At 51.7% G+C, this 12,159-nt stretch carries 13 protein-coding genes and 2 tRNA genes; 8 read left to right on the top strand and 7 right to left on the bottom strand.

The genetic code is table 11. The features are described from left to right. Nucleotides 1–65: 65 nt before the first annotated feature. From QMN93_RS19240 to QMN93_RS19230, 3 genes are all read right to left on the bottom strand, one after another. Nucleotides 66–227 carry an AlpA family phage regulatory protein gene (locus QMN93_RS19240; RefSeq protein ID WP_323630727.1) on the bottom strand — a complete coding sequence of 54 codons (162 nt, stop codon included), beginning with the start codon at nucleotides 225–227 and terminating at the stop codon, nucleotides 66–68. A 209-nt stretch (nucleotides 228–436) separates the two neighbouring features. Beyond that, a complete protein-coding gene (locus tag QMN93_RS19235) occupies nucleotides 437–1,333 on the bottom strand; it encodes a DUF6387 family protein (RefSeq protein ID WP_323619743.1) in 897 nt (298 codons plus the stop codon). Between the two features lie 295 nt (nucleotides 1,334–1,628). Continuing rightward, nucleotides 1,629–1,716, bottom strand: a tRNA-Ser gene (locus tag QMN93_RS19230). Nucleotides 1,717–1,992: 276 nt separating this feature from the next. Between QMN93_RS19230 and QMN93_RS19225 the strand changes: the two genes are divergently transcribed. The 7 genes from QMN93_RS19225 to QMN93_RS19195 all read left to right on the top strand — a co-directional run bounded on the left by QMN93_RS19225 (nucleotide 1,993) and on the right by QMN93_RS19195 (nucleotide 8,244). Then, nucleotides 1,993–3,129, top strand: coding sequence for a D-alanyl-lipoteichoic acid biosynthesis protein DltD (locus QMN93_RS19225; protein ID WP_039262125.1), 1,137 nt, complete (start codon nucleotides 1,993–1,995; stop codon nucleotides 3,127–3,129). After that, a complete protein-coding gene (locus QMN93_RS19220) occupies nucleotides 3,126–3,248 on the top strand; it encodes a hypothetical protein (protein ID WP_255640238.1) in 123 nt (40 codons plus the stop codon). The genes QMN93_RS19225 and QMN93_RS19220 overlap by 4 nt, the downstream gene beginning before the upstream one ends. Nucleotides 3,249–3,257: 9 nt before the next feature. Then, the gene (locus tag QMN93_RS19215) at nucleotides 3,258–4,376 is read left to right on the top strand and encodes an MBOAT family O-acyltransferase (protein ID WP_182383959.1); all 1,119 of its coding nucleotides are present in this window, start codon (nucleotides 3,258–3,260) and stop codon (nucleotides 4,374–4,376) included. Continuing rightward, nucleotides 4,373–5,806, top strand: a complete 1,434-nt coding sequence (locus tag QMN93_RS19210) for an AMP-binding protein (protein WP_069302612.1) — start codon at nucleotides 4,373–4,375, stop codon at nucleotides 5,804–5,806. The genes QMN93_RS19215 and QMN93_RS19210 overlap by 4 nt, the downstream gene beginning before the upstream one ends. 17 nt (nucleotides 5,807–5,823) lie before the next feature. Further along, on the top strand, nucleotides 5,824–6,042 hold the full coding sequence (locus QMN93_RS19205; protein WP_008499867.1) for an acyl carrier protein: 219 nt from the start codon (nucleotides 5,824–5,826) through the stop codon (nucleotides 6,040–6,042). A gap of 158 nt (nucleotides 6,043–6,200) precedes the next feature. Further along, on the top strand, nucleotides 6,201–7,229 hold the full coding sequence (locus QMN93_RS19200; protein ID WP_069302611.1) for a diguanylate cyclase: 1,029 nt from the start codon (nucleotides 6,201–6,203) through the stop codon (nucleotides 7,227–7,229). A 178-nt stretch (nucleotides 7,230–7,407) separates the two neighbouring features. Next, nucleotides 7,408–8,244, top strand: a complete 837-nt coding sequence (locus QMN93_RS19195; RefSeq protein WP_054830320.1) for an alpha/beta fold hydrolase — start codon at nucleotides 7,408–7,410, stop codon at nucleotides 8,242–8,244. Nucleotides 8,245–8,342: 98 nt separating this feature from the next. Here the strand turns inward: QMN93_RS19195 and QMN93_RS19190 are convergent, their stop codons facing one another. Next, nucleotides 8,343–9,050, bottom strand: coding sequence for a cyclopropane-fatty-acyl-phospholipid synthase family protein (locus tag QMN93_RS19190; RefSeq protein WP_182383283.1), 708 nt, complete (start codon nucleotides 9,048–9,050; stop codon nucleotides 8,343–8,345). Nucleotides 9,051–9,059: 9 nt separating this feature from the next. Beyond that, nucleotides 9,060–9,317 (bottom strand): YjhX family toxin, encoded by a 258-nt coding sequence (locus QMN93_RS19185; protein WP_021240841.1) that lies wholly within the window; start codon nucleotides 9,315–9,317, stop codon nucleotides 9,060–9,062. Between the two features lie 313 nt (nucleotides 9,318–9,630). Here QMN93_RS19185 and QMN93_RS19180 point away from each other — a divergent pair, with 313 nt between their 5' ends. Then, nucleotides 9,631–10,035: a GNAT family N-acetyltransferase gene (locus tag QMN93_RS19180; RefSeq protein WP_033146518.1), complete on the top strand. Its 405-nt coding sequence runs from the start codon at nucleotides 9,631–9,633 to the stop codon at nucleotides 10,033–10,035. A 64-nt stretch (nucleotides 10,036–10,099) separates the two neighbouring features. Here the strand turns inward: QMN93_RS19180 and QMN93_RS19175 are convergent. Together QMN93_RS19175 and QMN93_RS19170 are read right to left on the bottom strand one after the other, a co-directional pair. Continuing rightward, a tRNA-Ser gene (locus tag QMN93_RS19175) sits at nucleotides 10,100–10,187 on the bottom strand. Nucleotides 10,188–10,317: 130 nt separating this feature from the next. Next, on the bottom strand, nucleotides 10,318–11,946 hold the full coding sequence (locus tag QMN93_RS19170) for an ABC transporter substrate-binding protein (RefSeq protein ID WP_182383282.1): 1,629 nt from the start codon (nucleotides 11,944–11,946) through the stop codon (nucleotides 10,318–10,320). Nucleotides 11,947–12,159: the final 213 nt, after the last annotated feature.

Here is a 12,159-nt window from a genome sequence, read left to right as displayed (position 1 = left end):
AAAGCGTGCGTATTGCCTGAAAACACAACCCGCTACGGGGGAGACTTACCCGAAATCTGATTTATTCAACAAAGCCCCACAAAGGCTACAGATCTTGCCCCTATGATTACCTTATCCGGGAATCGTCCTTCCTTGATAAGCTCATACATTGTCGTTCGACTAAATCCGACTCTTCTCAGAACTTCTGGAACACGGATTAATCTTTTACCTGCGATTTCATTTCTCATTTGCCTTTTCCTCTGTTGTTTCGACAAGAGCTATAGTAGGAAAAATTGAGATCACATGATGCAGATATTGGAAAACAAGATTTTTTTAGAAATTGGCGGGGGATGATTTTCGGGGAAATTGAAAATTTGTGGATTTCGCTGGTTTTGAAAAATGAGGCGCTTGCTTAGCAGCAGCCCCTCACTGGTTTTGAAGCAATGGTCTACCGCTTTCACTCCTCTTTTTCATTCATTCTCATAACATCAGCAACTTTTGTATTGATCATGTCATCGTTTTTACTTAAGTAGACGTTAAAGGCCTTTTCGAACTCACGGTTAAGCACTTTATCGGCAAACGGTTTATCAGTATCTTTGATATTGGAACCACCTCTGATCGACTCTGATGAATCTGGATGTAGAAGACGAGCCAACATCTCATACGAAATTTTGACGTTTTCTCTCTTTGCCCAGAACAGCAAGTCCAACATAGGGATGGTTTGGAAGTTAATCAATTTTTTGATTGTTGAAATCCCGAACGCTTGAGGTTCAGGGAGATCATGAGTCCTACGCCATTCAGGAAGCATACGCTTCATATGCTCTATCACCTCTTCATCTGTGAGCGCTCTGAGGTTAAGTTCAAGATACAGCGGTGTATAAGAATTAAGCTTTTCAATATCGGTCAACCGCCACTGCCCTACATTTGCTGATTTAGGCGAAAGAGCACCACCATCGTTAGGTCCCACACGGGTAAGTATCTTTATATCACTCAACCTATGTGCATATTTCGCCACATCAAATACAGTCATGTGCCTGATATGCCTTTTAGCATCTGCAAGCGGGTTTTCAACGGCTTGTCTTAATGGGTAATCTTTACCGTAAACTGGAGCTGGTTTATCACGTGGGCTTGCCAGCAATGGTTGCCCAGATAAAATCTTGGTTTCGTTATCCAGATGGATTTGACGGTACATCCAGTCGCTTTCATCAATCTCAACAGCAAAATTGTGCTCAGCCATTTCTAACCGGGCAATCACTTCCCTCTTCAGATCGTTGACAGTGATCTCCTGCAACACATCATAGTTACTTAGCTTGAACCATGATTTTGCAGCCTTCATGACTTCACTAGCTTTCATTTTCAATTACCAGTTAACTTTTTTTAGCTGTTTTAACCGACAGAACAATTAGTTGTCCAGTTAACCGTCACGAATACACGTTTGTGACCTAAGGATGTTGCTTGGTTAATCTGTATAGGAAGAGAAACAGGTAGGGGCCTTTCTCAGGCAAGAACTGAGTGTTTAAAATATTTTTTGCGGGAAAAAACCAGATTTTAGATACAAAAAAAGCCCGTTTTACACGGGCTTTTAATGCATTACTTTATGCATGACAGAATCAAAAACATTCTGTAAGTTATTGATTTTGCCATAAAAATGGCGGAAGCGTAGAGATTCGAACTCTAGAACCCTTTCGGGTCGCCGGTTTTCAAGACCGGTGCCTTCAACCGCTCGGCCACGCTTCCAAAGTGAGGCGCACTATAAACATCTATTAGCCCCTTGTAAAGCAGGAATTTTTCTATTTTCACCCACCGGCGTTTGACTGCGCAAAAATCACCCAGTCGCTTGCCGCGCACCGGTCACAGCCCCCTTGTACATACCGTTACACAGCAACGCTCATCCTTTTAAATCGCTCTGGTATAGAATGCCACAAAAATAAACGGTCATTTGTTGTGTAATTGTTATAAATCTGAGTACCCGCAGATTTAGAAATTACTGCCATGCAGTGTTACTGGTTGATGATGAAAATCAAAAATACGCTTTGCTTACATATCCTGATGGCGACCCTGGCCATATTGTTCCTTTGTGTTCACCCGTTGGTGACGAGCTTCAATCCGCCCCTCACCTTCCAGCCGCTGATTAAATCAATGGCGGGCACGCCGAAAGAACAAGCGGAAAAAATTGCGACTATTTCCCATGCCTTAGAAGGGAATGCTATTTTCTTCATTGGCGCGTCTGAGGTGGCCACCTCAGAAGATGAACATTACGCTGTATATAATTACTTTAATAAGCAATTGCACAAACCCGTCGTGGCGTATGGCGATGCGTTCGTCGATGATGAAACGCAATTTTTACTGTTCTCACGTTTTAAAAATAGCCTTAACGCAAACAGTAAAGTTGTTTTGCTTCTGGCTCCTGACAGCTTTTATTCAAAAGGGCTGCCACCGGCTATCTATGCCGATAATTTTCCCGGCTCTATTTTTAATCCGCTGATGAAGGATCCGCAGGCGCGCCCGCTGCTGGTTAATTATTTAAAGCATATTGATAGTAAAGAAATAAGCCATTTAACCTTCGGCCAAATGCGGGTCTTTGGCTGGCACCCCGATCTGATGTGGGACGAGCTGAGCTTCCAGTTTGCCAACGTCTGCACCCTGATAAAAAACGACTGGCTGGCGCTGCTCAACATCACGCCCCAGACGGTACAGCCCTGGCCGCAGCAGCCAGTCGCCCACATTGCCCCCGACTGGGACAAAGAGCTGGCGAATGCGCGCGAGTTAAATAAAAAACGCCAGCAGAGCGCGGCCACCCTGTGGATGGACAAAACGATTTACGAGGAGGACAGTACGCGGCAGCAGTGGGATGACACGCCGGTCGTGCCTGCGCAAATCGCCGCCTTCAGTAAAACCGTCCAGCTGCTTAAGGAACACCACGTGCAGGTGATTGCTATCGTCGACCCGGTTAACCCCTGGGCGCTTTACAATACCGATACCTTCCGCCCGGTTGATAAACAAATAAAAACCATTCTGGAAAAGAACCAGATCCCTTATTTAGATATGTACGCCATGCCTTATCAGAATGGCTGGAACTGGGATCGTTTGCACCCTTCCGAACTGGCCTGGGTTCCTATGATTCGCTTTATTGCACAGAGTTTTAAATGATGAAAATCGCGATCCGTCTTTTTTTACTTTATCTCCTGCTGGCGATCACCATCGTCGCGTGGACCTCTGTCGATGACAGCATGAGTATGCAGCTGCATTTTGAATATCAAAAGTTCTGAGGCCGAATGATGTACAGCTCAGGAATGTTTTTTGTTTATTTGTTTTCATCCGCGCTGGCGTTTGCGCTGGTTAATCGCGTATTACGCCATCGTCTGACCTGGTTATCTGCGCTCTCGGTGTTAACGGCGCTGGGATGGGGATATATATTTCAGGGCGATTATATTGTCCCCGCCGCCGTTTTTTTCAGCTTTTATGTTTTTGCCACGCTTAAAGAGAAGGGATGGTTAAAAACGTGGCAGGCGGTCGTTCTGACATTATTGCCGCTGCTGCTGGTGAAATTACATTTAAATAACCACTGGGGCATGATCGGCCTCTCTTTTATGACGTTCCGCGCGCTGGACGTGCTGCTCTATCGCAGTAAAAAAGAAGGTCAGAATTTCCTGCACTATTTCTGTTATCTGTTTATGCCCTTTATTATCCTGGCCGGCCCAATGTACCGCTGGCGGACGTGGATGAGTGACGTCAGCAAGCCCGTATTTGCCCTTAACCGCGAACAGTTTTTAGTCGCGCTGGAGCAAATCATTACCGGCATTGTCCAGAAGTTCCTGTTTGCCATGCTGATTGATTCCCTTGTCGTGCAGCCCTGGAGCCATAAGCCGTTTACGCTGACCGTGGGCGTGGTGATGTCGATTGCCTACAGCACCTACCTGTACTTTGATTTTGCGGGCTACAGCAATATGGCCATCGGCGCGGGCCGCCTGTTTGGGCTCAGCATTCCGGCAAACTTTAACATGCCGCTTCTGGCAAAGAACCCGCAGGATTTCTGGCGCCGCTTCCACATCAGCCTGTCTGAATGGCTGCGCGATGTGGTCTTTATGCCCATTTATATGAATCTGATGAAATTCAACTTTTTCCGTCAGAACAAAACGCTGGCGCAAAATATCGGTATTTTTTGCACCTTATTCTGCATGGGGGCATGGAATGGACTGGAACGCCATTACGTCATCAGCGGCGCGCTGTTTGGCGCGATTTCCGTCGCTCACAACATGCTGCTGTGGTCAGCCAAACGCAGCCCGGCATTGCACCGCGGCCTGCAGTATCCGGCCGTTGCGTTTTTAGGGCGAATTCTGACGCTGGGAAGCGCCGCGGGATCCCTTTACATCTTTAGTGGAATGTCACCTCTATGAAAAATCACTCCGATCTTCAGGAACTGCAGGATTTCTTACGTGAGGCATTATGCGATCCCGCCTCCCCGCAGCAGCTGGCCATCAGCGGCAGCGACGAAGCCTTAAGCTGGCTACAGCTTTCCGCTGCCGTGACGGACTGGGCGCAGCGCTATCAGCGCTGCCAGCCTGTTGCCGGTACGCCGGTCGTATTGTACGGACACCAGCAGGCCGAGTTCGCCGTGGCGATTTATAGCTGCCTGCTGCACAACATTCCGTACATCCCGGTGGACTGCATCTATCCGCAGGAGCGCCTCCGGGAGATCTGCCATCTGGCCAGCGCCCCTTACTATTACGACGTCGCGACCCGGCAGTTCATCGCCACCGGGGAACCGGGCAAGGTACTGGAGGAGCAGGATCTGGCCTACATCATGTTTACTTCAGGCAGCACCGGTAAACCTAAAGGCGTGCAGATTGGGCGTGAAAGCGTATGGCACTTCATGAAATGGGTCAGCCAGGACTTTTCACTGCCGGAAAAACCAGTCCTGATGAACCACGCGGTATTCAGCTTTGACCTCTCCCTGATCCCTTTGCTGGCGAATCTGGCGATGGGCGGACACATCGTGCTGAACGCCAAAGAGGACATTCAGAAAGAGAACTGGCTGGAGCGACTGAAAAGCAACGCGGTCTCCGCCTGGGTTTCGACCCCCTCTTTTGCTTACCAGCAGCTGCTCTCCCCGCAGTTCAACAGCGAGTATTTGCCCGCGCTCAACGTCTTTATCTTCATTGGTGAAGTGCTCAATAAGGCGCTGGTTAAACAGCTTCGCCGCCGCTTCCCGCAGGCCAAAATCATTAACTCGTATGGCCCAACGGAAGCGACGATTGCGACGACCGTGGTTGAAATCACGGATGCGATCCTGAACAGCGACAGCGCCGTGCTGCCGGTGGGCGTCATGATGCCTGAGAGCAAAATGGAAATTTCCGCCGACGGCGAGCTGATTATCTGGGGTAAAAACGTCATGCGCGGCTATCTCGGCCTGCCGCAGGAGAACGCGGCGAAATTACTCCGTCGGGAAGATGAAGCGTTTCGCGGCTACCGGACCGGCGATCTGGGCTATGAGGCGGGGCTGATCTACTGTCAGGGCCGCAACGACAGCCAGGTCAAACTGAACGGCTACCGTATTGAAATCAACGAGATCGAGAACCGCCTGCTGGCCATGTCCGGCATCAACGAAGCGGTGGTCCTGCCGCTGATGAAATCCTGCGGCAGCGTACTGCGCATTGCCGCGTTCTGCGTGACGGATATGGCGCCGGACACCATCAAAACATCGCTTTCGAAGGTCGTTCCGCACTATATGGTGCCTTCACAAATTATCGTAAAAGACGCTTTGCCGCTGAATCCTAACGGCAAAATTGACCGCAAGCTGCTGGACGCTTACGCCCGCACAAATTAATGACTCCAGGAAAAATTATGGAACAAGAAATTCTCGCCCTGTTCGAAAAAGTGTTATCCCGCAAGGTGGGCTTTCACGATGAACTGATTGAATCCGACATTCTCGACTCCATCCTGGCGGTCGATATGGTGCTGGAAGTGCAGGACGTTTACGGCTGCATGATCCCGCCAACTGACGTGGCGACGGTGCTAAAAACTCCGGCGGACCTGGCCCGCTATATTGAAGAAAACCGCTAACCCGGAAGGCTCTGGAGGCATGCTCCAGAGCCTGTTTTATTGCTGCTGCCCAAATTACCTGCAAGCCCCCTACCGCTGCCTAGCCACACTCCCGATACAAAAAGTTATCTAAAGCGCCATAATTGATAGGTACCTAACTCTTTTGTCAGGAATTCAGTATGCCGCCACGTACCGCCAGCGATCTTTATTCAGAAATGAAAAATATGTCCGTTGAAGAGCGGATCCGCTTCTTCTCCCTTTCGCTGGCGGAAATGCACCGCGAGCTGCAGGAGAGCATTAGCCAGATAGAGTCGATGAAGCAGGCGCTGGAAGAGAGTGAAGAGTACCACCGTCAGCTGGTTGAAACCGCGCAGGATGCGGTGATTACCATCGATCATGCCGGTAACGTTGTGAACTGGAACCAGGCGGCAGAGCGAATGTTCGGCTGGTCAGCGGAAGAAGCGACAGGCAACAGCCTTGGCAAGATGATCGTACCAGAAGCGTTTCGCGAGCAGCACGCACGCGGCCTGATGCGCTTCCAGGCCGGGCAACCGTCGAATATTCTCAACCGCACTATCGAGATCGCTGCGCTGCATCGCACCAAAGGCGAGTTCCCTATTGAGCTCTCGATATGGCCGCATCAGCAAGCGGGTAAGCAAATATTTTCAGCCTTTATTCGCGATATTACCGATCGCAAACAGCGTGAACATATCGCGTGGCTGCATGCAAACTTTGATGCCCTGACGGGTTTACCGAACCGGAGATTACTGGTTAACCGTCTGGAGCTGGCGATCGCCCAGGCTATCGCCCACGATAAAGAATTGGCGCTGCTGTTTATCGACCTCGACCGGTTTAAACCGGTGAACGATCTCCATGGTCATGCCGTCGGCGACGAGCTGCTGCGGCTGGTGGCATTTCGTCTGCAAAGCGTACTGCGCGAAGGTGACACGGTGGCCCGCCTCGGCGGCGATGAGTTTGTCGCCCTGCTCCCCGATTTAACCCCCGCCGATCCCTTACCCACACAAACGGCGGAAAAGGTCAGCGCCGCGCTGGCACAATCTTTTTTGATTAACGAACAGGTGATTACCATCTCCGGCAGTATTGGCATTGCCCGCTTTCCTCATGACGCGGGTGATGCCGATACGTTGCTCAATAGCGCAGACAAGGCGATGTATACCCGCAAGCGGGTAACGCCGGGAGAACGATGATAGGGCTGGCAATGGATGCCTTTAACAGCAATGAAACCAACCGCTTTTACTATTTCTCCTACACTTTAGGAGTACTGTCGGTACGGGAAACAGAAAAAAGCCAACTTAATTAAGGCATTAATGATTCGCTGTGCGCTCAGCCGGGGATCGTTTTGCCTTTAACAGAGGAGTCTGCGGTATGGCATTCGTAACAACGAAAGACGGCGTCAATATTTACTACAAAGACTGGGGCCCAAAAGAGGCTCAACCCATTGTTTTCCACCACGGCTGGCCGCTGAGTGCCGATGACTGGGATAACCAGATGCTCTTCTTCCTCGCTGAAGGCTATCGCGTTATCGCTATCGATCGTCGCGGTCACGGGCGTTCGGACCAGGTGAGTGAAGGCCACGATATGGATCATTACGCGGCCGACGCGTCGGCCGTGGTTGAAAGCCTGGACTTGCGCAACGCCGTGCACGTCGGTCACTCCACCGGCGGCGGACAGGTCGCCCGCTATGTTGCGCAGTATGGGCAACCGCAGGGGCGCGTCGCCAAAGCGGTGCTCGTCAGCGCCGTCCCGCCGCTGATGGTCAAAACGGACGGTAACCCCGGCGGTACGCCCATCGAGGTTTTCGACGGCTTCCGCAAAGCGCTGGCGGCTAACCGCGCCCAGTTTTACCTCGACGTCGCCAGCGGCCCTTTCTACGGCTTTAATCGGGATGGCGCGGACGTTTCACAGGGCACGATTCAAAACTGGTGGCGTCAGGGAATGATCGGCAGCGCCAAGGCCCACTACGAGGGGATTAAGGCATTTTCAGAGACCGACCAGACGGAGGATCTAAAAACCATCACGGTTCCCGTTCTGGTGTTGCAGGGCGATGACGATCAGGTCGTGCCGTATAAAAACGCTGCCCTGCTGCAGGATAAACTGCTGGCGAACAGCGTACTGAAAATTTATCCGGGCTTCCCGCACGGGATGCATACCACCCATGCGGACACCATCAACGCGGACATTCTGGCCTTTATCCGCTCATAACGCCGCGTTTCTTGCCGGGTGGCGCTGCGCTTACCCGGCCTACATTTGCACAATTCAATGCATGAACGCCACCCGAGGGTGGCGTTGTTTATGAGCTTTTAGCGCTTCTGCGCAACCAGTTGGATCATGTTGAAATAAGTCCCGGCGCCCGCGTCCATAATGGGTACCATCATCTCCTGGGCGATCTCGCATTGCATAAACTCATCCCACGCCTGCTGGCAGGTATCCATCTCCCGCACGGTGGTCAGAACCGAACCGGGCTCTTTTTCCCACAGCGCTTTCCACCAGGAGAGCGGATAGAAATACCACTCTGGCGTCCAGAAAGGCTTAACCACCTCCGGAAGATGCGTTTCGCTGTATTCCCCGATAAACCCGGGAACGGCAACCGCAATATGTCCTCCGGGTTTCAGGAAAGGTAGCAGCGTGCCCAGCATGGCGTCATTGTTGCCAAAGTATTGATACGCATCCACGCTCACGATCAGGTCGAAGTAATCATGCGCGAACGGGATCGCTTTCGTGGCATCAACCCGTAGCGGAAAAATTTTTCCGTCCAGACCCCGTTCGCTGAAACGCGCTGCGTTTTCGCTCGGCGTAATCCATAGATCGGCGGCAAAAACCGTGGCGTCATATTTTTCGGCGAGCAGGATAGAAGAGATCCCTTTCCCGCAGCCGAGATCGAGTATGCGCATTCCTAGATCAATCTGCAGTTGAGCAACCAGCTCCTCGGTAAGCCGCATGGCGTTTGGGCCCATCATGGTATCGAGCAAAAAAGCGCGGTCGTAGCTATCTGTGTAAGGTGTATTCATCACTTATCCTTAGCGATTATCCAGCTGGGCGCGAACGTTGTTCAGCCCGGTAGTGTTGATGCGGTAAGGCTGCCCGTTCACGGAACGGATCAGCTTTTTGGTGCGGAGTTTTTTAAAGACGCTAAGCGTGCAGTCGCTCAGCACCAGCCCTTCACGGGTGTAGCACTCTACGGAAGTGACGCGGCCAGAGCTGTCGCGGACGTGCACAATACGTCCACCTTTGGCGAGAACGTGTAAGGTGCGTTGTTCCTGACGGGATAAATTCATACTGGAAAACCTGTGTAATCATCATGCGTAAAAACGAGCCCACACCCGCAGGTGCGCGCATAAGGTTTAAGCGCAGCGATAACCAGTCCGTCCTGAAAAGGGCGGGAAACTGATTATCTGATGAAAACATTCTCCAGCATCAAAGCCTCGGTAAGAGATAGCAATATATTTACGGGATGAATGATAACGCCTGTTTTTTACAGGGAAATAGCAGAGTCTTAAAAGTGTGAGGCGGATCGATCCTAAAAATCGTGTTTAGTCAGTTTTACTGCCAGACTGGGATCCCCTGATGGACACTGACTGGAGCTTTTTTATGCCTGATAACTATACCGTTGTTGAGACCGTCCCCACTGCAGAAGCGTTTTGTCGGCTGCGCGAAATCTCGGGCCTCAGCCCTCGTCCTCTGGAGGCAGCCCGGAAAGCACTGCCTGGCAGCTGTTACGGCATGCATATTCTTTATGAGGGTAAACCAGTGGGTATGGGGCGAATCGTGGGGGACGGTGCGTTGAATTTCGATATTGTCGATGTCGCCGTTGATCCCCTTTATCAGGGGAAAGGGCTTGGCAGAGTCATTATGGAAACGCTTGTAGCCTGGCTGGATACCCATGCCTGTAAAGGGGCCTACGTTTGTTTAATGGCGGATGTGCCTGAGCTTTATGCAAAATTTGGTTTTACGCTCGTTCGCCCGGAAAGCGAAGGAATGGCCAGAATCTGGTGACAGACAAACTCGCGTTAAGGCAAAAGAAAAACCCCAGGTTAACGAGTAACCTGGGGTTTATATCTGGCGGAAGCGCAGAGATTCGAACTCTGGAACCCTTTCGGGTCGCCGGTTTTCAAGACCGGTGCCTTCAACCGCTCGGCCACACTTCCTAAGTGAGGCGAACTATAAACACCTCACCGCGAGCTGTAAAGAGTGGCTGCACTCGTTCGCTGTAAAAATAGTCAAAACGTGTTTAATCGGTTGAACTGACGACACATCGACGATTTTATCAGCACAGGCCTAGTGTTTTTTGATGTACATGTCTTTCGTGAAATAGTACCCCAGCTTATCCGGCGTAAATCCGCCTACCCACGGTTTCACCAGGTGCGTGCGGACGTAGTGATAAACCGGAATGGCCGGCACATCACGCCCCAGCAGATCTTCCGCCTGCTGGTAGAACTTACCCCGCTCTTCCGCTGATTTGGCTTTTGCGGCATCGAGCAGCGCGCGATCGTAGTCCGGATTGCTGTACTGGCTGGTGTTTTCGCTGTCGCCCGTGCGGAAGTTATTCAGGAAGGTCGCCGCATCGTCGTAATCGGCAATCCACGCATACCGCACCGCGTCAAAGTTGTGGGTGTGCATGGTATCCAGCATGGTTTTCCACTCCTGGTTTTGCAGCTTTGCCTCCACGCCAAGGTTTTTCTTCCACATGGAGCTGGCCGCAATCGCGATGCGCTGGTGCGATTCAGAGGTGTTGTAGAGCAGGTTGAAGCTCAGAGGATGGCTGGCGTTATATCCGGCCTCGTTCAGCAGCTTTTTCGCCTCCGCGATGCGCTTGTCCAGCGGCCAGCTGGCGTAATCCGGGTTCTGTAACTTCACGCCGCCAATATCCGGCTGGCTGATGAGCCACGCCGGTCGCTGCCCCTGCCCTAATACTTTTCCGGCAATGATGTCTTTATCCAGCGCCATGTTGAGCGCCTTACGCACGCGCGCGTCGTTGAACGGCGGCCGGGTGGTATTGAATTCGTAGTAATAGGTCGCCAGCTGAGGTGAAACGTCCAGCTCGCTGCCCAGGGTCTTCTTGAGCTGGGCAAACTGGTTAATCGGCACCGTGTACACGATGTCAATTTCGCCCGCCTTATAGCGGTTCACATCCGAGGCTTCGGACGTGATGGGCAGGTAGGTGACTTTGTTAATCACGGTATGTGCGTTATCCCAGTAGCGCGGGTTGCGCTCCGCCACGATGCGTTCGTTGACCACCCACTGCGACAGCTTATACGCCCCGCTGCTGACGAAATGCTCCGGTTTGGTCCACTTATCGCCGAAGCGGCCAATAAGCACTTTATCCACCGGCACCAGCGACGGGTGCGCCAGCATCGCGAGGAAGGCCGCGTTTGGCTGCGTGAGCGTCACTTCCAGCGTAGTGTCGTTAATCGCTTTTACGCCCAGCGTATCGGGCGCTTTTTTTCCCTGAGCAATATCGGCCGCGTTGACGATATGCATGTTGCCCGGATAGCTGGCATACGGCGAAGCCGTTTTCGGATCGATCAGGCGCTGCCAGCTCCAGACCACATCCTCAGCGGTAATCGCCGTGCCGTCACTCCAGGTGATGCCCGGACGCAAATGGAACGTCCAGACGGTGTTGTCCTTGTTCTCCCATTTTTCCGCCAGTCGCGGTTGGACTTCTCCTGCCGGGGAGACGCTTACCAGCCCTTCGAATAAATCACTGATAATATTGAATTCGACATCGCTTTCGACTTTATGCGGGTCGAGCGAAGCCGGTTCACTGCCGTTGTTTCTGACCAGTTCCTGTTTGTCGGCCAGCGCGGTTCCTGTCGGCACGTTAGCCGCCCAGGCTGCCGTGCTGGCGCACAGGATCCCTGCGGTTAACAAAGAAAGCGTAAAGTGAGTGCGTGTTTGTGGTTTCATTTCCTTCGCCTTATAGTCTGTTTTATGACGATCCGGAAATAACTCTTAGCGTTCGAATGGTAATAACGCAATATTTTTCAGTAACCTATAAGAGCTTGATCTGGTAAATTGTCGCAAACCGCTGTTCATACTGGCGAAACGGATTTCTGCAGAAGAAATAACCGCCTCCAGCGCTAACGTGCTGAGTAAAGATGGGTAAAACCACTTTGAGAC

Origin of the sequence: Enterobacter sp. R-1.6.2, from assembly GCF_035064085.1 — a bacterium.
Lineage (GTDB): Bacteria > Pseudomonadota > Gammaproteobacteria > Enterobacterales > Enterobacteriaceae > Enterobacter > Enterobacter asburiae_B.
The sequence above is the reverse complement of the archived record's forward strand: the minus strand, read 5'-3'. Positions and strand labels throughout refer to the sequence as shown.

Excerpts from the sequence above, each read along its gene's own strand:
- QMN93_RS19235 (WP_323619743.1), bottom strand. The coding sequence starts at position 1,333 with ATGAAAGCTAGTGAAGTCATGAAGGCTGCAAAATCATGGTTCAAGCTA.
- QMN93_RS19200 (WP_069302611.1), top strand. The coding sequence starts at position 6,201 with ATGCCGCCACGTACCGCCAGCGATCTTTATTCAGAAATGAAAAATATG.
- QMN93_RS19210 (WP_069302612.1), top strand. The coding sequence starts at position 4,373 with ATGAAAAATCACTCCGATCTTCAGGAACTGCAGGATTTCTTACGTGAG.
- QMN93_RS19195 (WP_054830320.1), top strand. The coding sequence starts at position 7,408 with ATGGCATTCGTAACAACGAAAGACGGCGTCAATATTTACTACAAAGAC.
- QMN93_RS19180 (WP_033146518.1), top strand. The coding sequence starts at position 9,631 with ATGCCTGATAACTATACCGTTGTTGAGACCGTCCCCACTGCAGAAGCG.
- QMN93_RS19240 (WP_323630727.1), bottom strand. The coding sequence starts at position 227 with ATGAGAAATGAAATCGCAGGTAAAAGATTAATCCGTGTTCCAGAAGTT.
- QMN93_RS19190 (WP_182383283.1), bottom strand. The coding sequence starts at position 9,050 with ATGAATACACCTTACACAGATAGCTACGACCGCGCTTTTTTGCTCGAT.
- QMN93_RS19170 (WP_182383282.1), bottom strand. The coding sequence starts at position 11,946 with ATGAAACCACAAACACGCACTCACTTTACGCTTTCTTTGTTAACCGCA.
- QMN93_RS19185 (WP_021240841.1), bottom strand. The coding sequence starts at position 9,317 with ATGAATTTATCCCGTCAGGAACAACGCACCTTACACGTTCTCGCCAAA.
- QMN93_RS19205 (WP_008499867.1), top strand. The coding sequence starts at position 5,824 with ATGGAACAAGAAATTCTCGCCCTGTTCGAAAAAGTGTTATCCCGCAAG.
- QMN93_RS19215 (WP_182383959.1), top strand. The coding sequence starts at position 3,258 with ATGTACAGCTCAGGAATGTTTTTTGTTTATTTGTTTTCATCCGCGCTG.
- QMN93_RS19225 (WP_039262125.1), top strand. The coding sequence starts at position 1,993 with ATGAAAATCAAAAATACGCTTTGCTTACATATCCTGATGGCGACCCTG.
- QMN93_RS19220 (WP_255640238.1), top strand. The coding sequence starts at position 3,126 with ATGATGAAAATCGCGATCCGTCTTTTTTTACTTTATCTCCTGCTGGCG.